This is a genomic window from Rhizobium glycinendophyticum (genome assembly GCF_006443685.1).
In the GTDB taxonomy this organism is placed as follows: domain Bacteria; phylum Pseudomonadota; class Alphaproteobacteria; order Rhizobiales; family Rhizobiaceae; genus Allorhizobium; species Allorhizobium glycinendophyticum.
Genome location: NZ_VFYP01000001.1, coordinates 531,558 through 553,169, shown reverse-complemented (window position 1 = coordinate 553,169; position 21,612 = coordinate 531,558). Strand labels below are relative to the sequence as shown.

Genomic DNA, 21,612 nt, shown 5'->3' with positions numbered 1-21,612 from the left:
GTGATCAGTCCTTGAAGATATCCTTCTTATGCGTGTTGCCGGGGACCAGCAGGGCACCGATGACGACGGTCGCCCCGGCAATGATGATCGCGTACCAGAGACCGCCATAGACGTTGCCGGTCTGGGCCGAGATCGCGAATGCGGTCGCCGGAAGCAAGCCGCCGAACCAGCCGTTGCCAATATGATAAGGCAGGGACAGGCCGGAATAGCGGATGCGGGTCGGGTAGAGTTCGACCAGCATGGCGGCAATCGGACCGTAAACCATCGTCACCAGGATGATGAGATAGGTTAGGATCAGGATGACGCCGATCTTCTGGCCAGTGAAGATGTCGAAGAAGTTCGACGCCTTGGCAACGGTCGGGTTGTTGTCGGCGACCAGCGGATAGCCGGCAGCCGTCAGGGCATCGTTGACCGACTTGGTGAAGGCCGCCGGGACGGCCTTGACGTCGTCGCCGGTCAGCGCCGAAGCGTCATAGGATGCGATGACCGTGTCGCCGATCTTGATCTGCGCGGCGGTCGCTGCCGGATCTTCGATCGTCTCGTAGTTCACCGAGGTCTTGGCGAGCGTCGACTTGGCGATGTCGCAGGACGAGGTGAACTTGGCCGTGCCCGTCGGGTTGAACTGGAACGAGCAGTCGCCGGGAGCAGCCGTCACCGTGACCGGGGTCTGGTGCGCGGCATAGAGTGCCGGGTTGGCGGTCTTGGTCAGCAGCGGGAAGACGAAGTTGTAGGTCAGCGCCGCAATCAGGCAACCCGCCAGGATGATCGGCTTGCGGCCGATGCGGTCGGAGAGCGAGCCGAAGAACAAGAAACCACCGGTGCCGAGAATCAGCGACCACGCTACAAGAACGTTGGCAGTGAAGCTGTCGACCTTGATGACGTTCTGGAGGAAGAACAGGGCGTAGAACTGACCCGAATACCAGACGACGGCCTGGCCGGCGACGAGGCCGAACAGCGCGATCAGGGCGATCTTGCCGTTCTTCCAGGTGCCGAAAGCTTCGCGCAGCGGCGCCTTCGAGGCAGCACCCTCTTCCTTCATCTTCTTGAAGGCGGGCGATTCATTCATCTGCAGGCGGATATAGAGCGAGATCAGCAGCAGGACGACTGAACCCAGGAACGGAATGCGCCAGCCCCAGAGATCGAAGGCCTTGATCATCTTGGCCGTTCCATCCGGGTTCATCACCGCAGCGCCGGCTGCGTCGAGAACCGGCGTCGGGTCCCAGTGGCTGTTGACATAGCTCTGGACCGACAGGATGACGACCAGCGAGAGCAGCAGGCCCAGGGTTGCCGTCGTCTGGATGAAGGCCGTGAAATAGCCGCGCTGGTTGGCCGGCGCGTGTTCCGCCACATACACTGCGGCACCGCCATATTCACCACCGAGCGCCAGGCCCTGCAGCATGCGCAGGATGATCAGGATGATCGGGGCCGCGGCTCCCCATGAGCTGTAGCCCGGGAGCATGCCGACGAGGAATGTCGAACCGCCCATGATCAAGATCGTCATGAGGAAGGTGTATTTGCGGCCGATCAGATCGCCCAGCGCACCAAAGACCAGCGCGCCGAAGGGGCGTACGATGAAGCCGGCGGCGAAGGCCAGAAGCGCAAAGACGTTGCGGGTGGCTTCCGGAAACGCCGTAAAGAACTGCGCGCCGATGATCGCGGCGAGCGAGCCGTAGAGATAAAAGTCGTACCATTCGAAGACTGTGCCGGCGGACGAGGCCATGATGACCTTTCGTTCCTCCGCAGTCATGGGGCGCGAACGATCCCCAACGTTCATTTCCGTAGTTGCCATTATTTCCTCCTCCGTGAATTCTGCCCCACGCTCGGCCCGTTCCGTTTTCAAAAAACAGATCTCGCGCAACGGTGACGTCGCCCGAACGAACGACGCTTCCTCCAGGTCGATCCCGCCCATCCTTGTCCCAAGGCGGAATAGACAATTGTCTAGAAGTAACCAATCTGCGGAGGGTCGTACATTCTCCGTTAGTCGCAGGCGGAAGGAGAACCACTCAACGACAGGTATTAACGCAGCCAAGGGCGCGGTGGAGACGGACAGGGAAATTCGGCGGAAAAAACCGACGGGAACGAAAATCGTTCTTAAGAAAATGGTGCCCGGAGGCGGATTTGAACCACCGACACGCGGATTTTCAATCCGCTGCTCTACCAACTGAGCTATCCGGGCATCTCGGCTTTTAAGCAAAACCTGCCGGTTTCTCTCGAAACCGCCGGGGTATGTCCCCGGGAGCGAGCGGGGTTATAACATCTTGTTCGGCCATGTCCAGCCGCTTGCCGCACTTTTTTGAAGAAGATGTGAAAATCGCGGAAAAGCCAATCCGAACAACAGGATCGCATGGCAGGCATTGAGCCGGCAAGAGCCTTCAGTTGTAGCTCTCGTCGTCGGCCTTGGATTCGTCGTCGGCAACCGGGATGGCATAAGCGCCATTCAGCCAGCGGGAGAGATCGAGGTTACGGCAGCGGTCCGAGCAGAAGGGATAATTCTCGCGCGTCGAGGGGCGTTTGCACTCGGGGCAAGGCAGGGCCTTGCGCAGCGGCTCCACCTTGGCCACCCGCGGGTTCTGGTCGTCATGCATCCGTCAGCCCTCCGTCCAGCCGGTATGGACGTCGTAGCCTTCGCCCTGGAGCATCTGCAGCGTCTCGAAGAGCGGCAGGCCGACGACATTGGTATAGGAGCCGACGAGTTTCTGTACGAAGCTACCCGCTATACCCTGGATGCCATAGGCGCCGGCCTTGCCGCGCCATTCGCCTGAAGCGAGGTAGCATTCGATGTCATAGCCCGAAAGCCGCTTGAAGCGGACCTTCGTCTCGACGATTTTCTGGCGCACCGTGCCATCAGGTGCAATCAGGCAGACACCGGTGAACACCCAGTGGCTGCGACCGGACAGCAAATGCAGGGCTGAGGACGCCTCCTGAACGAGATCCGCCTTGGGCAGAATTCGCCGGCCAACGGCGACGACCGTATCCGCCGCCAGCACATAGCTGTTGTTCCAGGCGAGATCCTTCCGGATCTGCTGATAGGCCGCCTTCGCCTTGTCGGCGGAAAGACGGCGCGCAAGCGAACGCGGGTGCTCAGATTTCTTCGGCGTTTCGTCGAGGTCCATCGGCATCAGGCGCGCGGGCTCGATGCCAGCCTGCTTGAGCAGATCGACACGGCGCGGCGACCCGGAGGCCAAGATCAGCTTCTGTCTGAGTTCCATGACCCCTCGCGGCCGTTCTCGGCGGCGCTCACTTGAAGCGGTAGGTGATGCGGCCCTTGGTCAGGTCGTAAGGGGTCATCTCGACCAAGACCTTGTCTCCGGCGAGAACGCGGATGCGGTTCTTGCGCATGCGGCCTGCGGTGTGGGCGATGATCTCGTGCTCGTTTTCGAGCTTCACGCGGAACGTCGCGTTGGGCAGCAGTTCGGTGACGACACCGGGGAATTCGAGGACTTCTTCTTTGGCCATAGAACGATTGTCTTTCCTGGGGTTTAAAGCGGGGCGCGCGGAGGGCCCCTTAAAATGTGGGCGGAAACTACACAATCGCCCGGCATTTGTGAACCTTGTAGATTCGGCTTTCGGAAATTGTTTCACGCAGTGCGAAAACGCCGCTATTCCGGCGCCAGCACGAGCCTTTCCTGGATCAATTTCGTCAGGCGGTCGCGAACGTCGCGGTAGGCGGATAGCCGCTGATCGCGGCTGCCGGTTTCTACGGTGGGATCCGGCATCGGCCAGTATTCCACGTCGATGGCGGAATGCCGGGTCAATTCGAGTGCGGCATGATGGGCTTCCGGCGTCAGGGTCACGACGAGATCAAAGAAGTCGTCGGCCATGTCTTCGAGCGTCTGCGGCTGACGGCGGCCAAGTGAAAGTCCGATTTCATCCAGTACCGCATCGACGAAGGGATCGCGCTCACCCTTTTTGACGCCGGCGGACGCGATCCAGGTACCGGATGGCAGGGCCTGTCTGGCAATCGCTTCGGCCATGGGGCTGCGGATGACATTTTGCCCGCACATGAAGAGGATCGCCCCCGGGCGCGATGTCCGGCGGCTTCCAGTCCCGCCATCCTGCATCGGACCTAGCCCCGCCAATAGAGCACGCAGACCAAGGTGAAGAGACGGCGGGCGGTATCGAAATCAAGCTTGATCTTGCCCGACAACCTGTCCATCAGCGTCTGGGAGCCGTCATTGTGGATGCCGCGGCGGCCCATGTCGATCGCTTCGATCTGTGACGGCGTCGAAGAGCGGATCGCCTCGTAATAGCTTTCGCAGATCATGAAGTAGTCCTTGATGATCCGCTGCAACGGGGTCAGCGACAGGATGTGCACGGCGACATCCTCGCCCGCCTCCGTCTTGATGGAGAAGACCAGCTTCCGGTCCATCAGCGAGAGGAAAAGCTTGTAGGGTCCGCCGGCATGGCCAACCGGTTCGAAAGAATTTTCCTCGATCAGGTCGAAGATGGCGACTGCCCGCTCATGCTCGACATCGGGTGTCGACCGCCCGATGGTCTCGTCCAGCACGACATCTGAGAGCCGGAAATCGCCCGCCGCCATCTCTAGTCCCCGAGATTGAGGCGGATCGCGACGGAGCGGGCATGGGCTTCAAGCCCCTCTGACTTCGCGAGCGCGATGGCTGCGGGGCCGAGCTCGCGCAACTGGTCCGGGCCGAGCCTGAGGATAGAGGTGCGCTTCACGTAATCCAGAACACCCAGCCCCGAGGAAAATCTCGCCGAGCGTGCTGTCGGAAGGACGTGATTGGAGCCACCGACATAATCGCCGATCACCTCCGGCGTATGGCGCCCGACGAAGATGGCCCCAGCATTGCGGATGCCAGAGATCAGCGGCTCGGGATCATCGACAGCGAGTTCGAGATGTTCGGCAGCAATGCGGTTGGCAAGCGGGATAGACTCTTCCAGCCGGTCGACCAGAATGATGGCGCCATAATCGCGCCAGCTGGCTGAGGCCGTTTCAGCACGTGGCAGCGTCTTCAATTGACGCTCGACGGCAGCTTCCACGGCCTTGCCGAGCGCCTCGTCGTCAGTGATCACGATTGACTGGGCACCGGGATCATGTTCGGCCTGGGCCAGCAGGTCCGCGGCGAGCCAGTCCGGATCATTGTCCTTGTCGGCAATCACAAGCACTTCCGATGGCCCGGCGATCATGTCGATGCCGACGGTGCCGAAGACCTGGCGCTTGGCAGCCGCGACATACGCATTTCCCGGGCCGACGATCTTCGCAACAGGCGCGATGGTCTCCGTGCCATAGGCGAGTGCGGCCACGGCCTGAGCGCCCCCCAGGCGGTAGATCTCGGTGACACCCGCGATCCTCGCCGCCGCCAGCACCGTCGGGTTAATGGCACCGCCGGTTGCTGGAACGACCATGACCACGCGCGGAACACCTGCCACCTTGGCCGGAAGGGCATTCATCAGCACCGAGCTCGGATAGCTGGCCGTACCACCGGGCACATAGAGCCCGACCGCATCGATTGCCGTCCAGCGCGAGCCGAGGCCAACGCCGATCGCATCCTCGTAGATATCGTCTTTTGGCATCTGGCGGGCATGATGGCGCTCGATGCGGTCGGCCGCAAGCTTCAACGCGTCCATCAGCTCCGGCGAGGTGGCAGCCACCGCCGCATCGATCTCGGCCTCGGTGACGCGCATGGAGACCTGTGCGAAATCAATGCCGTCGAAGCGTTTCGAATAGTCGGCGAGTGCGACATCGCCACGGTCGCGCACATCATCGATGATCTTGCGGACGGCGTCGTTGACGTCGTCGGAGACTTCACGCTTGGTCGTCAGGAAGGCAGCAAAACGCGCCTCGAAGTCTCCCGATGTCTGATTGAGCCAGATTGCCACGTCCCCAGTCCTTCTCGCATTCCCTACTGTTTGCCCTGTCGATACGCCGGGCCAGCTGTCTCAATCGGCCTCGTGGGCCGGTCGTGACGTCGTTTCCCAGGCGCCGCCCGTATCGGCGAGCTGCGCTTCGATGCATTCGACGTCGAGTGCGATCATGCCGCCGCCGGCCAGCACCAGTTCCACCACGCCGTCGGGCCCCTCACCCTTCGCCGTGAAGCGGATGGCGAGAAGGCTCAGGACCTCCTCGGTCTTTCTCCGATCGAAGCCGATCGAGCGCACGGCGCCGACGCGCTTGAAGCTGAGCGCTGCGCGGCAACGTTCAAAGCTTTTTGCGCTGCGTTGCACCTTTTCCCAAACGAAGCGGTTGGCCACCAGCGAAAACAGACCGGAGCGCGGCGAAAAGGAGAGGTCGGCAACCTTGAAAACCGCATCCTGCATATGGGCGGACACGATCGCCAGATCATCCGCGTCGAGTGCCAGAAGCTTCACGTCTGCCATGTCACCTGTCCGTCCTGCCTTGCGGCCCTGTCATCTCGCATCCATCCCATGCCTGACGGATTTCATGTTTTGGACATAGGTTGCCGCTTGTCCAGTGGCAACGGGACAAAAAGACTTTTAGTCCCGCTACCGCCGTTCACGCTGTCTCAGACGGCGCGAGATCAGTCGCTGATGCGCTCGACGATGGCGCCGCAGCGGGTAAGCTTTTCTTCCAGCCACTCGAAGCCACGATCGAGGTGATAGACGCGGGACACCATGGTTTCGCCTTCGGCCGCGAGACCGGCGATGACGAGGGAGACGGAGGCGCGCAGGTCAGTCGCCATGACCGGGGCGCCGCGCAGACGGGTGACGCCTTCGATACGGGCCGTCTGGCCAGACAGCGTGATCTTGGCGCCGAGACGGGCCAGTTCCTGCACATGCATGAAACGGTTCTCGAAGATCGTCTCGGTGACATGCGAAATGCCGTTGGCGCGGGTCATCAGACCCATAAACTGCGCCTGCAGGTCGGTCGGAAAACCGGGAAAGGGTTCGGTGACGATATCGACCGGGCGGATTTGATCGCCATGGCCGATGACACGGATGCCGCCTTCGACGGCCGAGACTTCGGCACCAGCGCGACGGATCGCCTCGACCGCGGTGTCGAGAAGGGTGATGTCGGTGCCCGAGAGCGTCACATCGCCGCCGGTCATGGCGACCGCCATGGCATAGGTGCCAGTCTCGATGCGATCGGGCAGCACGCGGTGGCGGGCACCGGAGAGGCTCGGCACACCCTCAATGGTGATGGTGGACGTGCCGGCGCCTGAAATCTTGGCACCCATGGCAATCAGGCAGTTGGCCAGATCCACGACCTCAGGCTCGCGGGCGGCATTGCCGATGACGGTGGTGCCGTTCGCCAGCGAAGCCGCCATGAGCATGACATGGGTCGCGCCAACTGAGACCTTCGGGAAGGTATAACGCGCACCGATCAGGCCGCCCTTCGGCGCCTTGGCATTGATATAACCGCCGTCGATCTCCATCTCGGCGCCGAGTGCCGTCAGACCTTCTATGAAGAGATCGACGGGACGCGTGCCGATGGCGCAGCCGCCTGGCAGAGACACGCGAGCCTGGCCTTCGCGGGCGAGCAGCGGGCCGATGACCCAGAAGCTGGCGCGCATCTTCGAAACCAGTTCATAGGGTGCAGTCGTATCGGCCACGGTGCGGCAGGTGAAGTGCACGGTACGAGAATAGGAGCCGTCCTGGTGCTCGCGGCGGCCATTCACGGCAATATCGACGCCATGATTGCCGAGAATGCGGATAAGGCCTTCAACGTCGGCGAGATGCGGCACGTTTTCGAGCGTCAGCGTGTCCGACGTCAGGAGCGAGGCGATCATCAGGGGGAGCGCTGCGTTTTTCGCACCCGAGATCGGGATGATCCCGTTCAACGCATTGCCACCGACTATCCTGATGCGATCCATATGAGCCTGCGATACGGGCGAAAGGGCCCGCCTTTCCTGATGAGATGTAAGGGGTCAGCCAGTCTGGCGAGGCTGGCTGTTTAGACGAAAAGCATTTCAGGTTCAATCGAGCCTGCGGAACATGGTTCATTCGCCCGAGGGGGCTCGACGATCGGTGGTTCCATCCTCAATCGCAGTCGCATCCGGATTGGACAAATTTGCGGCAGGCAAGCCTTCGCCATCCTCGGCTTCCCCGGCCCTGCGAGCGCGTGCCTGCTGCTTGCGGCGCGCAAGATTCTCACGGAGCTTCACGGCCACCCGCAGCCGGCGCTGCTCTTCGGCCGCACTCAGCTTAGGTTTTCCACTTCCCGATGCCCCAAGAGCCTCGGCCTCCGAGAGACCGGCTTTCGCCGCCGTCGCCTTGTTTTCCAATGGGTCTGTCATGGACCGCGTGATAACGCAAAGCGCCTTCGCGCAAAAGACCCCAGGAACATCCTCCGAAAACTTCAGCACAATTCGCTTTCCGGCTTGCACTGCCGGAAAGTCTATGGCAATAGGCCCCTCGTTCCGGGCGACACTACGCTTCGCCCGCCAGATGCTGCTATAGCTCAGGGGTAGAGCACTCCCTTGGTAAGGGAGAGGCCGAGAGTTCAAATCTCTCTAGCAGCACCATTACTTCCCGTGAAAACTCAGATACATACCTGCATATCAAGGCGTTGCGGCTTCACCTGTTACAGCAAACTGTTACAGTGGGGGGCATGAACGATATGCCAAAACACCCCCGACTGATGAAGCGTGGAAACGTCTTTTATCACCGCGCTTCCGTCCCCGAAGATATCCGGGCGACATACAGCAAGACCGAGGAAACCTTCTCACTCAAGACGAGGGACCCGCGAGAGGCGCTGCGATTGGTTCGGATCGAAGCTGTGCGAGTAGACGCGCTGTTTCAGGCGCATCGCGAAGAGATCACTAGACTAAACGGCCCCTTGCTGGAGGACTTGACCGAGGAGCAGGTCAAAATGGTCGCTAATGTCTACCACGCCAAGATTCTAGCGGAGGACGAGAGCGAGCGACTGAAAGGCTTTCTGGAGGAGGACTTCCACCTATACTCATCCGACATAACAGCAGTCGAAGGAGCGGCAAGAGAGGCGTACTCCCGTGGAACCATCCCCGGCTTTGTCCCAGCCATTTTCGCGGAGATCACGAAGACCCTCAAGGTTAACTGGAGGCTTCGCGAGGGGTCCCCTAGCTGGGCTGTCCTCAGCCAAGCGCTACTGGCGGCGGCCATCAAAGCTTCGGAGGCGAAGAAGCAGCGGCAGCAGGGAGAGGTAGTAGAAACACCCACCGTTGACGTCCGATCCCTCAAGGGCAGCATCAGGACTCAGCAGACGATTACGGGCCTCTTCGAAGCGTGGAGGCGAGATCATGAAGCCGACGGCGGCGCGGCTAAGACCGTAGCGATGAACAGGCAGCAGATCCAGACGTTTGTTGAATATCTGGGCCATGATGAAGCTGAGCGCGTGACGGCTTTCGACGTTGCTTCGTTCTGCGACCATTTGAGGCACGAACGACAACTGACTGCGAAAACTGTGGCTGGGAAGTATCTAGCATGCATCAGGACACTCTATCGCCGAGGCATTTCCAAAGCACTTGTCACGGCTGACCCCACAGCGGTGACGAAGGTCAAGGTGCCGAAGAAGATTATCGAGCGCGAACAGGGCTTCACAGACGCGGAAGCCGCACGAATACTCTCCTGCGCCCTCGCAGCGCCGTCGGCTCCCGGCAGAACACAACCGCACACCCGACGGGCTTTCCGTTGGGTGCCGTGGATTTGCGCTTACACTGGAGCCAGAGGTGGCGAAATCACGCAGCTCAGAAAAAGAGACGTGACCACTGAGTATGGTATACCGTGCATCAGGATCACCCCCGAAGACGGATCTGTGAAGAACGGCGAATACCGCATCGTTCCGTTACACCCCCACTTAATTGAACAAGGTTTTCTGGAGATGGTCGAGGCGCAGCCGCCCGGGCCCCTGTTCTACTCCGAAAATTCCCGCAAGAAGAGTAACGGTCACACGACTGCGGCAAGCATGCGCGGCACGGTTGGCAAATGGGTCAAGGAGAACGCGAATATTGATCCGCGTACCCAGCCAAATCATGGCTGGAGACACCGGGTTAAAACCATCTCACGTGATGTAGACATTCCACGGGAATACATCGACCGCATTCAAGGCCATAAAGACGGAACCGCAAGCACGGGCTACGGCGAGGCGACGATGAAGGCCCTGTACCGCGAAATCTGTAAACTGCCGCGATACGAAGTGACCGAAGAGGGTTAAAGGTTGCCTCAACGGTGGTCCAGTGCCGACGCTTTCCAGTTGCTTCACAAGGGTGAACCGCTCGGCTACCGTCCTAATGCCTATCTCCCAAGACCGTAGATTGCACCGAGGAGGCCACCATGTCTCGCGTTGGCCCTCCAGTGGAGCGGACGGAGGTTATCCACGTGGTCCGAACCACCTTGGGACTTCGGCACCGGGTAGTGATCGCACTCCCAGCCATAGGGAGAGTTTCGGTTCCCGCGCTCCGACTTTTTGATCAGGTTTCCGTAGGCATCATACGCCCACTCTCCAGTTACGCCGAGCAATCCGGCTGGCCGTGCCTTAGCCCAAACAAGCTCGTCTTTTCCAATGTCGAGCAGTCCGCCGAAGAACGTATTCATCATTCACCTCATTTGGTTGCGACTCACCTCCACAAAACCATCATAGCACGAAAAGCAAATATTAGAAGCAGTCTAAAGATTGTTCCTTATCCGTTCACGAAGAACCGAAGCGGCCTCAGGTGCCCTCAGGGACTCACTGAGAGCCATCTCGCGCTTCTTGGCAGAAGATACCAGAAAGCAACTTATGCGCGTCAGCGAGCCTCTCAGACGCCTTAGCATGAACCATGCGTTCCCCTCCGGTTCACCAGCCGTTCGCATTCCATTAGCTCCGCTTCATTCACCAGCCCAAGAATGCAACAAAGCTCATGTGACGGGCCGCACAATTACCCGCCCATATAGTACTACGAAGCGCCCTCCGGGATCACCGGCCATGCCGCAGTGGGAACCCGCATGAACGGCCTCGACGGCAACAGAAAGAATGCAGGTTTCAAAGCGGGGAGTAGGTCACCGGCAGCGGCCTTGGAATTGTTTCCAGCGTGGAAATTAATCGGAAGGTGAGGCCGATGCGCAATGATTGACCCCTCATACAGAGGACTACCAAGCCTTCGGGAATTTGGGGGCATCTCCCCCTAACTCGGCAGGACCCGCAGCAGTCTCGACAGCGGCCCTGGCCGGAACCCGGCTGACATCCCGGCGACCCTCGCGGACAACCGAGGGCGGCAATTAGACCTGCATACAGAGAGACCAAGAAAATCGAAGCGATCCGAGCGGTCATCGCGGGACCCTCCGGGGGATCGGACTGGGCACCGCACGGGACACCGGCAGCGGCCCTGACAACGCATATTCGCAATCACTTCAACACACTGAAATAAAACGATAAATTATTACCACTCCATTCAGAGGAGACAAAGGACTTCCACGGCTCAGGAATTACCCCTTCATTCAGAGAAGACGAAGCTCAACGACAGACCGAATTGGACAGCCGGAACGGAAGGAGCAGAAGCGAAAAAGAGTGATAACAAAAAACACAACCAATGGTATTGACAGTGACAGCAGGAGACAGTATTCACGTGTGCGCGTCTTAGAGATATAAATCTAAGTTATATATAAGATACCCTTAGGGTACCTCTGCAATGTTTATTAAAAGACAAAGTAGGAGTAGTACCTAGAGATAACCTCAAGGTTCCCTCAGGGTATCCCATGGCTCCTCTGGGATGTCCTTCCGAGACCTCCCCCTCCCTTGTCTCCACCCCGACCTATACCATCGAGTCCCACAGCGACTCGCTGAGAGCCTTCCGGTCACTTCCGCTACCGTCGCGCCTCCGGGACCCCTGAACACTCTCCACGGGCTTCTGTGAGTCAAGGAGAGGCATCGTAGCACCCTACTTCACCCGCAAACCAGCCACGACGATCACCACAGCCCCGCCAAGACCTCCCGACGACACCCCGAGGTGACCGGCGGAGGCCGTAGCGTGTCCGATCGATCCCCAGCGGCCCGGCCACACCCCGCCCCTCCCCCGAACTGGAAAAGGTAACCAGCAGCATGACCATCACCACCCTCCACCCCGTCGCAACCATCGAACTCGTCGGCTCCTTCACGGCTCGCCATGTCGAGAGCGGCAAGACCGTTGACCTGACTGGACGGCGCAACCGCAGCACCACCAAAAGTCCCCTGCCGGTTCTCTGCCGGGAACTCCTCGCCCACGGCTTGGACCCTGAGACCCGCGCCCATGTCATCCGCAAGGCCTTGGACCGTGACGGCTTCATTCCTGTCTTCAAGCGCGACCGCACCCTAGGCGTCTGGGCAGGGCTGGACGCAGTGGAGAGCGAGACCCGTTCTGTCCATGTCGAGAGGCACCGGCCATACCTTGGCCCCGTCAAGGGCAAGGGAGAGCAGGAGGTTGCGGAGGTAACCAGCGACACACCGGAGAGCCAGCCGCAGAAAATTGCATCGACGGCAGCAAGGGAAATGGCAGTGAGGGCAGCAGCATGATCACTACCGCAGCCATCGCCCCAACCATCCGCCCCGGAATGGGCATGCAGTACACCTCCGAAATCCTCGACAGGAAGACAGGGGAGATGGTTTCCATCGACCAAGGCCACTGGATCACCATGGAGGAACTGAGCGAAGTCTTTAAGATCGGCAGGAGGCAACTCGCTACTGTCCTCCACCAGATGAACTTTCTCCAGATCGAAGGCAGCGGCAGGAATGCCCGTAACCGCATCCGAGATTGGGTGATCGCCAAGGGGTACGGCAAGCGCAACAAGCGCAAGTCTGACGATATGCCGTTCGATGTTGTCTCAGCCGAAGGTGTCCGATGGATTGCGGAACGCTGGGAGGCTGCAAAGAAGGCGGTGGAGGAGAAGACCTCAGGTCCAGCCAAGGAAGCCCGAGAAGCCTTGCGGGAATTCCAGAAGTGCCGCAGCGGTCCCATGTGTGGAAAGCAGGAAATCCACTGGGTTGCCGATCACTTCCCACACCTCACTCACGACCAGATGGCGCAAGCCCTCAGCCTGTCACGCCAGTTGGTCACAAGGTTCATGAGGATCAGGAGTGAGCAGATTGCCAATGCCAAGGCACTTCGAGAACGCCACCGGGAACCCACGAGGGACACCTCGCGGTGTGTTGCACAGTAGGCCTATACACAAGAAGGCAACACCCGGAAAAATGACCGCCGGAGCGGGAGACAGCTTAGGCCCTGTCGCCCCTGCTGGTCCTTGCGCTGATCTCGCAGAGGACCCCGAGGGCCACACCTACGGCTAGCGCTATTGCAGCAGTATCGAGCTTATCACCTAGCCCTTCAAGACCGCCGCTGCCGATGTAAGCCCTAACGAAAGCCTGCCGCTCGTCCAGACTAAGAGGGCCAAATATGACGAAGAGGCAGGTGGCGACCCGGAAAGCACTGAGCCAGAAGACGAGGTGAGCAATCACCTTGCCGATGCGAGTGAAGAACATGAACCTATACCCTCCAAAGTGGTCCCCAGCAGCGGCCTTATCAGAGACCGACAGTCGGGAGCAAGGCAGGGTGTGGAGACAGGTGGGGCGCTGAACCCAGCGTTCCCCGAGAGGATTGCCGGGGGATCATCGGCCCCCCGACAGGTCTTTACTTTGCTTGAGACGGCATGGTGGATCGCGCCGCATCATCCTCAGTGCTCGCAAGCTCAAGCCGCATGGGGCAGACGGCGCATGTACTTGACCTTGGCTCTTACCGGCTGCCCGAGGTTCGTATTTGCGATGATCGTCGTCTCTTCAACACCGATCGGGACCACTGCGACAACCTGCATTGACCAGTCGAACGGGTGCGAGACACCGCCAGCTACAGTGAACTGGTTCGCCTTCATCTGCACATTCACGACAACGTCCATCGCACCAGGCGTCGCGCTCGGCCGATAAGTTCCGTCGTATATGCCGCCAGCTTCATCGAAGCCGAAGACAAGACCGTTGCTAAACGTGAGCGTGGCGGCACCATTGCCAGCCGAGCCCTCGAAGAAAATCAGATACATTCCGTCCATTTGGAAGCTCTCCTTTCGGACACGTCGGGTTTCGTCCTCCTGAAGACTCTTGGGTAGCCTCAGGAGTAGGTTCAGGTAGGCCTCAACTGGCCCCGGAATACTCCGGGCTCCAGAAAGCCATTGGGCTACGGCTCCAATCGAAACGTCCAAGAGACGCGCAAATTCTGCTTGGGTAAGCCCTAACTCAGAAATTGCAGACCGGAGTCCTGCACTTGTGATACTCATATTGAAGCTTATATCCCTCAATGAACTGCATCGTATGAGTATATTAACATACTCAATGTGCGACTGCAACACTCCCTCGCGGTTCACCGTAGGATGGCGGAATAGGCGGGTGCTGACGCATTCGCAGCCGGGGGATCATCGGCCCCCGGCAGGTCCCGCAAGACACCTCCACTTCAGGGGGGGATGTCAGCGGGTCACGGCGAGAACACCGAGGGAACCCCGTGTTGCTTCAAGAGGGTCCGCAGCGACACCGTCATGTCGTGGGTCATCTGCAGAACCTCCAGCACCTCGTCAAACGCCTCGTACCTCACAGCCCCAAGAGGCATGTTGTGATAGGCGTAGAAGCTGACGTCTTCTGGCCCGTAGGCCTTCCGGGTTTCAGAAAGCACCACCTCCCCGGCCTCGTCGTAAAAGACAACCGTGTAAACTGTCCTTGGGTCATGCTTACGCCGTGGCATCGCAAGCGCCCTCCTCCGCCTTGTCCTTGCCGAGCAGGTCGATCAGGAGCGAGTAGATCGAAGGACCGAATAGCTCACGGTTCCCAGCGGGTACCAAGAGTCCTACGATATCGAGACCTTCGACCAACTGGAATTCGCCGCCGTCAGCCTCTTCTAAGGCTTGCTCCGCAGCGTCGGAGTAGTCGGTTGCGTCAAGGAAGTCCGTACAGAGGACCGTGCCATCCTCTTCGAAGTAGATGACACCCCAGAGGTTCTCCAGCGTGGTCACAGTGGCAGCATTGGTGAGCGTGTGCATGTCCCTTGTTCTCCTCTTGGAACGCCGCAGGATCGCGGCAGGGACCTCCTACAATTCACACGAAACGGCCATTGTCGAACACATTAAACCTACGATACCGCAGAGAAATCAGTCGCTTCGGTAACGCAGGGATTGCCGCCTGTGCCAGCGCTCGGAATTCCCTTGAGGAACTCTCAGCGATTTAGGCGGTGTCTTGGGTAACGCAGCGAAGCTCATTCTTGGGCTGGCTTGTTAACGCTTCTACAGCCCCGACTCTCCTGACTCCGTAGAGCCTCGTGGGGAGCGTTCTGTTGCGGCGGGTGCCCCAGGTCATCCGAGTTGCTGGAGGCGCATGGAAGGCCTCGACGGCATCAGGAAGAGCCGCCTCACAACACAAGCCCTCATAGACTCGCTCGCCATTGTCATTGACCGATGGTTGCAGTAACTCAATCAGGACGAGACTGGAGGAGGAAGACCGTGGGAAGCTTTTCGATTTGGCACTGGATAGTTGTCTTCCTGATCCTTTTCCTCCCGCTATACCTCCTCTTCCGCAAGCCCCGGCGCAAAGCCAGCCAAGACGGCGCAGCGCAGATCGGAGGATTGTCGAATGTCGAGAAGCTGGAGAAGCTCGCCAAGTTGAAGGCTGACGGTGAAATCACCGCAGCGGAATATGACGTAGAGAAGCGGCGGATACTCGGGTAACCACGCAGGTCCGGCAGAAGTCCCTGAGGGGCCCCGCGACCTTTTTTACAAAAATTGTGTGAGCATATTACGTATACTCCACCTCGCTCAAAACCCCCCGGTGGTGGGGTGGGGTCCGGCCTGTGCCCTATCCCGGCGCGATTGAGCGGTAGCCGGGCGACTTCCTCTCAGTCACCGGCGCATTCGTCGCAGAAACCCCATTCACCTCCAGCTGCCAAGGCCATTCTAAATGGTCTTCCGCAGTGAATGCAGTTAGCGTCCGCGTTGGCCAACTCCGCTTTCCTCGCGGCGTCCTGCCAGTTGCGGTCAAATTCCCGCTTTGCGTCGGACCGTCGGCGGAGTTCCGCCTCCACCTCTTCCTTAGTCCAGCCTGTTGTCATTCCGACACCTCCAAGACACGACCCTAGCCACGGGCAGCGCACCCGGCAAGTTGGGGGCCACAGACTGGTTTACAGAGAGATACCGGGGATCGCCACAGAGCCGCACTGTCCACAATGTTTACAATCGGGACACCGCCCACTTGACTGTCCATTTAGCGTCCACTAAGCCTATGTCCACAACAGCTTAAAAGGAAAGTGGACGGCAGATGATCGTAGGATACGCGAGAGTGAGTTCAACCGGGCAGGATCACGCAACCCAAATTGACCGCCTCACGGCAGCGGGTGCGGAGAAGCTGTTCAGTGAGAAGCAGTCGGGCCTGGACAAGGACCGCCCTGCCCTGGAGGAGTGCCTTCGGTTTGTCCGCGAAGGCGACGTGCTGCTTGTAACCAAGCTGGATCGCCTTGCCCGTTCTGCCTCGCACCTTCACCAGATCGTAGAGGGCTTGAACCAGAAGGGAGTAGGCTTCCGTGTACTGGACGACGCTACGCTGGACACCACCACCCGAACCGGGAAACTGGTCTTCGGCATCCTCGCAAGCATCGCAGAGTTTGAGACAGCGCTTCGGAAGGAGCGGCAGCTTGAAGGCATAGCCAAAGCCAAGGCCGAAGGCAGAACCGGAGGGAGACCTGCCCAGATCACCCCAGGCATCAAAGCGGAAATCATTCAGTTGAGCGCCGAAGGCGTCAGTGTCCGCAAGATCGCGGCGGAGGTAGGGTTCAGCAAGTCAGCAGTTCAGAAGGTGTTGGACGAAGCGAAGGCCACAAAGACACCCTGAGGGACCCGTGGGCAATGTTGCTCTCGTCTGTCCTTCCACATTTTTCCACCTCCCGCCTAAACCCTCTCCTATCCCGCTGCGAACCCCGCAGATCACCCGCAACGAACCCGCCATGACCACCACAGGAACCTTTATAGTCACCATCGCTTGCATCGCGGCTATGACACATCTTTGGCCCACCGCCGAGGTAACAGAAAGGGAGACGATCAATCTTAGCCTCACCTGAGTGTCCAGGTCTTTCAAGCGCAAGACTGCAAGAGGGATCAAATGCAGCTTATTGTTTTTGGAGAACGCTCTCGAGTTCTTGCTCATACTCCTTTTGCGTTTGCATTGGCCTGTCTGGCCAGACTGCCCGAGCACTCACCACATCGGGATCGCGCTTTGCCTGGGAGATGTCGGCAACAAGCGTATCAATGGCCGCCTGTGTCCACTGCATCAGGGACTCGTTGGCACTGCTAACTTTGGTCAAAACAGATGCTCGATCCCAAATCTCATGTAATGCCCTCACACTCACGATCTTGTCCGTGTTCGCGAGGCTGCCAAGTTCCACGCTTGATGGATAATTCAAGGACATTGAGACCGACACCACACAGACGTCGTTAGGCAGCTTAAAGCCTACGGCTGTAAAATCCACTCTGGGATAGAAGGCGTGAGCGAAGGCAATGGGTTCGACGTACACCGCGACGTTAGAACGCTCTAATTCTGCGCGAATTCGGGCCTTAATCGAGTCAACGTTGGTCCAACAACCATCATTGACTTGATCACTTACGTTAAGCTCGACTCCTCTGATCAAGCCGACGGCAGCGTTCGGTCCGACGAAAATGGTATTTGCATATCGAGCGTCGAGATATGCTCGCTCGGAGTCATAGGGCCCAGCCGAGGCTGACTGAGCGGCAGCATCAAGACCGAAGCCGATCGCCAACAAAGCCCCCACCGTTAAAGTTGTGACCTTAGTTTTGCTTGACGTCACGACCCAACCTCCGCTCAACTTGCAAAGCACGGCTATCACACTCCACCATTCGGTGTGAAGCAGCATCAGATAATCGTAGTGGCATCTAACCTAATCAGCCACCCCCGGACTCATAGTCGTCTATGCCGCAGAGCATTTTCGGCACTAACCGCCTGATCACTATCCTATCCCGCAGCGACAGCTTTTCTCAGTGCAAGGATGGCCTGCAATTGCTCTAAGGTTAGCCAGGGGCGTGATCGATGAATGATCCTATGGCAGTTGGAACATAGCAGCGCAAAGTCACTCAGGTTGGTCTTAGCATCGTCGGGCAGGGTGTGGATTGGACGAATGTGGTGGGCCTCGATAAAGCCTTCACCGTGTGCACCGTACCTCTCGGCGAAATCGAAGTTGCAAGCTTGGCACCTCAGCGTTCCTTCCGCTTTCAGCGCTCTCGCCTTCACCTTATCCACTATCGTCCTGTTTCGTTCCCGCGTCCTATGTATGCGCGTCAAGATCTTCCCTTCCGACGCTTCAAAAAACCCCTCCTCTTCTTCAGATGGCTCTGGCAAAACCGTGTCTGGCGCCCCTTCGACAGCTTTCCGTATCGCTAGCGCGGTCGCCATGAGGTGGTCGGGCCTTCCTGAGAATTCATTCCAGACAATCTCATCAAGCCGGTTGCCCCGCCTCAGACCAACCTTCCCCGAACGGACATACTCGGGATCGAAGCGGCGGAAGTTCATCATCTTCATGTAAACGCCGTTCGGATTTCTGAAGTCCTCACTCGCTCGAATACCCAGCGCATGCCCGAGGCGGTTAAGCAGTTGGGAAAGCTCGACTACCTTCTTGCTAGTTTTGCCTGGTGGGTTTGCAGGGCTTTGAAGATAGAGTTCAAGCGCGAGTATGAGTTCATCGCGGTACCAGTCAGGATTTCTCATTCAAAGTTCCACGTTCGGTTGAGTACCAACAAGTGTAAGCTCAATCCAAGACAGTTGAAACTGTTACAGTGACATGTTACATCGCAAGAGTGTCGATAGGCTGTGAACCCCAGCATTTATGGGCTTTCTCGAAATCTGCCGTCACCTTCAAATCTCTCTAGCAGCACCATTTTCCCCAATGACCACGTCATAAAAAATCTGTCGCGGTTGTCATGACAGCGCAGTAAAAGCCGCGCGGGATCATCGCCTTATCTCTGCTGCTGTTCCAGCGCCTGCAGGAACCGCTCGATGTCGGTCCAGAGTTCGGCCTCATCTTCCAGGCCGATGCTGAGCCGCAGGACGACATCCGGACCGGTCCAGGGGGTGACGCTTCGATGCCTTGCGACCGGCATGGGGGCAACCAGGCTGCGGGTGCCACCCCAGGATGCTCCGATGGCAAAGAGGCTGAAGGCATCGAGCGCGGTGGCGACCCCGGCGGATGCGGCCTGATTGAAGACAACGCCGAAGACGCCGCTCGACCCGAGGAAATCTCGCTGCCAGATCCCATGCCCCGGTGAGGTCTCAAGTGCTGGATGCAGCACGCGATCGACCAGCGGATGGTCGCCGAGTCGATGGGCAAACTCCAGAGCCACCCGCTCCGAATGGCGAAGACGCAGGCCGAGCGTTTCGAAGCCGCGCAGGACCAAGGAAGCGTCGTCCGGCGATACGCCGATACCGAAGCGGCCCATCTGCGATCGGATCGGCGCAATCAGCCGTTCATCGACCACAGTGATCGACCCCATGAGCACATCCGAATGGCCGGAGACAAATTTGGTCAGAGCTTCGGTGACGATATCGGCACCGTGGCAAAGCGGCTTGTAGTTGAGCGGGGTCGCCCAGGTGTTGTCGAGCCCGACCAGTGCGCCATGGGCATGGGCAATCTGCGCGATCTGCGGCAGATCGATCACCTCCATCGTCGTCGATCCCGGACTCTCGCACCAGATCATGCGGGTGGTGGGCCTGATCTTGGCGGCTACGTCTTGCGGGTCGAGCGGATTCACGTAATCCACCTCCACGCCCAGTCGCCGCAGATCCGTTTCGGCAAAATCCCGCATCGGCGGATAGACGCTGTCGACCATCAGGACATGGTCTCCTGCAGAGAGGAAGGGCAGGATCGCGAGGATGTTGGCGGCCTGACCGGACGGTGCGAGGAAAGTCCAGGCACCCTGCTCGAGTGCGGTCAGCTTGGCTTCGAGCGTCCGGGTCGTCGGCGTTCCGTAGAGCCCGTAGCTGTAACCCTCATGGCCGCGCTCACCGCGGGCCGCATAGGATGCCGCATCCTTGAAGACGATGGTTGAGCCACGGTGGACGGCGACACCCAAGGGATCAAACCCTTCTTGGGATACCGAGGGTGTCAGAACGCATTGGGTGCTATCGCGCATAAGATGAGCCTTTCGGGAGGGTGGCGGCCCGAACAGAAGCCTATTTGCGCGGCTTAATCCAGAGGCCAGATCGCACCTTGACGGCTTGTGGCCACATCCTCAGACATAGCCGTTGCCCTCAGCTCCGCAGATGCGCCTCGACAAGATTGCTTCGCTGCCGAGCCTGGTAGCGACCAGATGGCACAGAGGAGAGGAGATCTTGGTCTTCAGTAACCGCTTTGCCCCGCACCAGCAGGCGCACCGGCCAGCCGCGCACCTCCAGCCCTTCATAAGGCGTATAATCTGCCCCGTGTTGCAGCAGATCATTGGTCAGCGTCATCCGCTTGTCCGGGTCCCAGAGTGCGATGTCGGCATCGGCTCCGATCGCAATCGTGCCCTTTTGCGGATACATGCCATAGAGCTTGGCGTGGTTGGTGGAAGTAATCGCCACGAAGCGGTTGATGTCGATCCGGCCCTTCATCACGCCTTCGGAAAACAGGATCGGCAGGCGCGTGGCTACCCCCGGGATACCGTTCGGGATCCAGCGGAAGTGGCGCTTGCCCTTTTCGTGCAGCTTGCCTTGCGGATCATCAAATCGGAACGGGCAGTGGTCAGAGGAGAAGAGGTCGAAGACGCCCTGTTCGATTCCTTCCCAACAAGCATCCTGGCTTGCCTTATCGCGCGGTGGCGGCGAGCAGACGAATTTCGCCCCCTCCAAGCCTTCCAGATCGAGGTCGTCGGCCGTCAGCATCAGATATTGCGGGCAGGTTTCACCGGCGATCTTCTGGCCGCGCTGGCGGGCGCGGCGGATTTCTTCCATCGCCTCACGGTTCGATACATGGACGATCACAATCGGCACATCGACGATTTCGGCGAGCGACAGCGCCCGATGTGTCGCCTCGCGCTCGGCGGCCACCGGCCTGGTCGTGGCGTGGAATTTCGGCGCGAACTTGCCCTCCTCCTCGTGCCGGCCGATCAGGTAACGGATCGCATCCTCATTTTCGCAATGGACCATGACCAGAGCGCCGGTGCGCCTTGCGGTATCGAGCGTTGCCAGGATCTCGTCGTCGTGCAGACGAAGCCCCTCATAAGTCATGAAGATCTTCAACGACGTATAACCATCCTCCACCAGCGCTGGCAGTTCCTGGCCAAGCACTTCCGCCGTCGGATCGGTAATGACGAGGTGGAAGGAAACATCGACATGGCATTTTCCTTCGGCCTTCTCGTGATAGACCTTCAAGGCTTCGCGCAGCGACTGACCCTTCTCCTGCATGCAGAAAGCCAGCACAGTGCTGTTGCCACCGATCGCGGCGGAGCGCGTGCCGCTCTCGAAATCATCCGCCATGACGATACCGTCACCGGAGGGCTGATCGAGATGCACATGGCTGTCGATACCGCCGGGAAGAACGAAAAGACCGCTTGCGTCGATGACCTCGTCGGTATCGGTGAGGCCAAGCGCCAGCGCTGCTATACGACCGTCCTTGATGCCGACGTCGCTGACAAAGGTGTCACTGGCCGTCACCACCGTCCCGTTGCGGATCACCGTATCGAAGCGCATGCCTTTATCCT

22 protein-coding genes, 2 tRNA genes and 1 pseudogene are annotated in these 21,612 nt (G+C 59.2%); 6 read left to right on the top strand and 19 right to left on the bottom strand.

The window, feature by feature from the left end:
* Positions 1 to 4: 4 nt before the first annotated feature.
* The 11 genes from FJQ55_RS02675 to FJQ55_RS02625 form a co-directional block, all read right to left on the bottom strand.
* Positions 5 to 1,789 carry an MFS transporter gene (locus FJQ55_RS02675; protein WP_161596936.1) on the bottom strand — a complete coding sequence of 595 codons (1,785 nt, stop codon included), beginning with the start codon at positions 1,787 to 1,789 and terminating at the stop codon, positions 5 to 7.
* Positions 1,790 to 2,100: 311 nt separating this feature from the next.
* Positions 2,101 to 2,176 (bottom strand) — tRNA-Phe (locus FJQ55_RS02670).
* Between the two features lie 196 nt (positions 2,177 to 2,372).
* Positions 2,373 to 2,585, bottom strand: a complete 213-nt coding sequence (gene yacG, locus FJQ55_RS02665; RefSeq protein WP_140826175.1) for a DNA gyrase inhibitor YacG — start codon at positions 2,583 to 2,585, stop codon at positions 2,373 to 2,375.
* Between the two features lie 3 nt (positions 2,586 to 2,588).
* Positions 2,589 to 3,209: a Maf-like protein gene (locus FJQ55_RS02660; RefSeq protein ID WP_140826174.1), complete on the bottom strand. Its 621-nt coding sequence runs from the start codon at positions 3,207 to 3,209 to the stop codon at positions 2,589 to 2,591.
* A gap of 28 nt (positions 3,210 to 3,237) precedes the next feature.
* Positions 3,238 to 3,456, bottom strand: coding sequence for a translation initiation factor IF-1 (gene infA, locus FJQ55_RS02655; RefSeq protein WP_004435948.1), 219 nt, complete (start codon positions 3,454 to 3,456; stop codon positions 3,238 to 3,240).
* A 143-nt stretch (positions 3,457 to 3,599) separates the two neighbouring features.
* The gene (locus FJQ55_RS02650; protein ID WP_140826173.1) at positions 3,600 to 4,061 is read right to left on the bottom strand and encodes an arsenate-mycothiol transferase ArsC; all 462 of its coding nucleotides are present in this window, start codon (positions 4,059 to 4,061) and stop codon (positions 3,600 to 3,602) included.
* 5 nt (positions 4,062 to 4,066) lie between these two features.
* On the bottom strand, positions 4,067 to 4,540 hold the full coding sequence (locus tag FJQ55_RS02645; RefSeq protein ID WP_113377141.1) for a UPF0262 family protein: 474 nt from the start codon (positions 4,538 to 4,540) through the stop codon (positions 4,067 to 4,069).
* 2 nt (positions 4,541 to 4,542) lie between these two features.
* Positions 4,543 to 5,841 (bottom strand): histidinol dehydrogenase, encoded by a 1,299-nt coding sequence (gene hisD, locus FJQ55_RS02640; RefSeq protein ID WP_140826172.1) that lies wholly within the window; start codon positions 5,839 to 5,841, stop codon positions 4,543 to 4,545.
* A gap of 60 nt (positions 5,842 to 5,901) precedes the next feature.
* Positions 5,902 to 6,339: a DUF2948 family protein gene (locus FJQ55_RS02635; protein WP_140826171.1), complete on the bottom strand. Its 438-nt coding sequence runs from the start codon at positions 6,337 to 6,339 to the stop codon at positions 5,902 to 5,904.
* A gap of 161 nt (positions 6,340 to 6,500) precedes the next feature.
* Positions 6,501 to 7,793: a UDP-N-acetylglucosamine 1-carboxyvinyltransferase gene (gene murA, locus FJQ55_RS02630; protein ID WP_140826170.1), complete on the bottom strand. Its 1,293-nt coding sequence runs from the start codon at positions 7,791 to 7,793 to the stop codon at positions 6,501 to 6,503.
* Positions 7,794 to 7,919: 126 nt separating this feature from the next.
* Positions 7,920 to 8,216, bottom strand: coding sequence for a hypothetical protein (locus FJQ55_RS02625; protein ID WP_140826169.1), 297 nt, complete (start codon positions 8,214 to 8,216; stop codon positions 7,920 to 7,922).
* Positions 8,217 to 8,369: 153 nt separating this feature from the next.
* Between FJQ55_RS02625 and FJQ55_RS02620 the strand changes: the two genes are divergently transcribed.
* The 4 genes from FJQ55_RS02620 (at position 8,370) to FJQ55_RS02605 (ending at position 13,068) form a co-directional block, all read left to right on the top strand.
* Positions 8,370 to 8,444: transfer RNA gene (locus tag FJQ55_RS02620), tRNA-Thr, on the top strand.
* An 86-nt stretch (positions 8,445 to 8,530) separates the two neighbouring features.
* Complete coding sequence (locus FJQ55_RS02615; RefSeq protein WP_140826168.1) at positions 8,531 to 10,111, top strand: DUF6538 domain-containing protein; 1,581 nt, start codon at positions 8,531 to 8,533, stop codon at positions 10,109 to 10,111.
* A 1,863-nt stretch (positions 10,112 to 11,974) separates the two neighbouring features.
* Positions 11,975 to 12,424: a hypothetical protein gene (locus tag FJQ55_RS02610; RefSeq protein WP_246085004.1), complete on the top strand. Its 450-nt coding sequence runs from the start codon at positions 11,975 to 11,977 to the stop codon at positions 12,422 to 12,424.
* Positions 12,421 to 13,068, top strand: coding sequence for a hypothetical protein (locus FJQ55_RS02605; RefSeq protein WP_140826167.1), 648 nt, complete (start codon positions 12,421 to 12,423; stop codon positions 13,066 to 13,068). Before FJQ55_RS02610 ends, FJQ55_RS02605 begins: the two co-directional genes overlap by 4 nt.
* Before the next feature lie 525 nt (positions 13,069 to 13,593).
* Here the strand turns inward: FJQ55_RS02605 and FJQ55_RS02600 are convergent.
* The 4 genes and pseudogenes from FJQ55_RS02600 to FJQ55_RS02590 all read right to left on the bottom strand — a co-directional run bounded on the left by FJQ55_RS02600 (position 13,594) and on the right by FJQ55_RS02590 (position 14,922).
* Positions 13,594 to 13,944, bottom strand: a complete 351-nt coding sequence (locus FJQ55_RS02600) for a hypothetical protein (RefSeq protein ID WP_140826166.1) — start codon at positions 13,942 to 13,944, stop codon at positions 13,594 to 13,596.
* Between the two features lie 102 nt (positions 13,945 to 14,046).
* Positions 14,047 to 14,169: pseudogene (locus FJQ55_RS23930) on the bottom strand (helix-turn-helix domain-containing protein); the annotation flags it as partial.
* Between the two features lie 194 nt (positions 14,170 to 14,363).
* Complete coding sequence (locus FJQ55_RS02595) at positions 14,364 to 14,627, bottom strand: hypothetical protein (protein ID WP_140826165.1); 264 nt, start codon at positions 14,625 to 14,627, stop codon at positions 14,364 to 14,366.
* Entirely contained in the window at positions 14,614 to 14,922 is a 309-nt protein-coding gene (locus FJQ55_RS02590) for a hypothetical protein (RefSeq protein WP_140826164.1), read from the bottom strand. The genes FJQ55_RS02595 and FJQ55_RS02590 overlap by 14 nt, the downstream gene beginning before the upstream one ends.
* Before the next feature lie 456 nt (positions 14,923 to 15,378).
* Here FJQ55_RS02590 and FJQ55_RS02585 point away from each other — a divergent pair, with 456 nt between their 5' ends.
* Together FJQ55_RS02585 and FJQ55_RS02580 are read left to right on the top strand one after the other, a co-directional pair.
* A complete protein-coding gene (locus FJQ55_RS02585) occupies positions 15,379 to 15,603 on the top strand; it encodes an SHOCT domain-containing protein (protein WP_161596935.1) in 225 nt (74 codons plus the stop codon).
* 586 nt (positions 15,604 to 16,189) lie between these two features.
* Entirely contained in the window at positions 16,190 to 16,759 is a 570-nt protein-coding gene (locus tag FJQ55_RS02580; RefSeq protein WP_140826162.1) for a recombinase family protein, read from the top strand.
* Positions 16,760 to 17,033: 274 nt separating this feature from the next.
* Here FJQ55_RS02580 and FJQ55_RS02575 read toward each other — a convergent pair whose 3' ends face one another.
* The 4 genes from FJQ55_RS02575 to hydA all read right to left on the bottom strand — a co-directional run bounded on the left by FJQ55_RS02575 (position 17,034) and on the right by hydA (position 21,601).
* The gene (locus tag FJQ55_RS02575; RefSeq protein WP_140826161.1) at positions 17,034 to 17,795 is read right to left on the bottom strand and encodes a hypothetical protein; all 762 of its coding nucleotides are present in this window, start codon (positions 17,793 to 17,795) and stop codon (positions 17,034 to 17,036) included.
* A 98-nt stretch (positions 17,796 to 17,893) separates the two neighbouring features.
* Positions 17,894 to 18,643: an HNH endonuclease gene (locus tag FJQ55_RS02570; RefSeq protein ID WP_140826160.1), complete on the bottom strand. Its 750-nt coding sequence runs from the start codon at positions 18,641 to 18,643 to the stop codon at positions 17,894 to 17,896.
* 248 nt (positions 18,644 to 18,891) lie between these two features.
* Entirely contained in the window at positions 18,892 to 20,064 is a 1,173-nt protein-coding gene (locus tag FJQ55_RS02565; RefSeq protein WP_140826159.1) for a trans-sulfuration enzyme family protein, read from the bottom strand.
* Between the two features lie 118 nt (positions 20,065 to 20,182).
* Positions 20,183 to 21,601, bottom strand: a complete 1,419-nt coding sequence (hydA, locus tag FJQ55_RS02560; protein WP_140826158.1) for a dihydropyrimidinase — start codon at positions 21,599 to 21,601, stop codon at positions 20,183 to 20,185.
* Positions 21,602 to 21,612 lie beyond the last annotated feature (11 nt).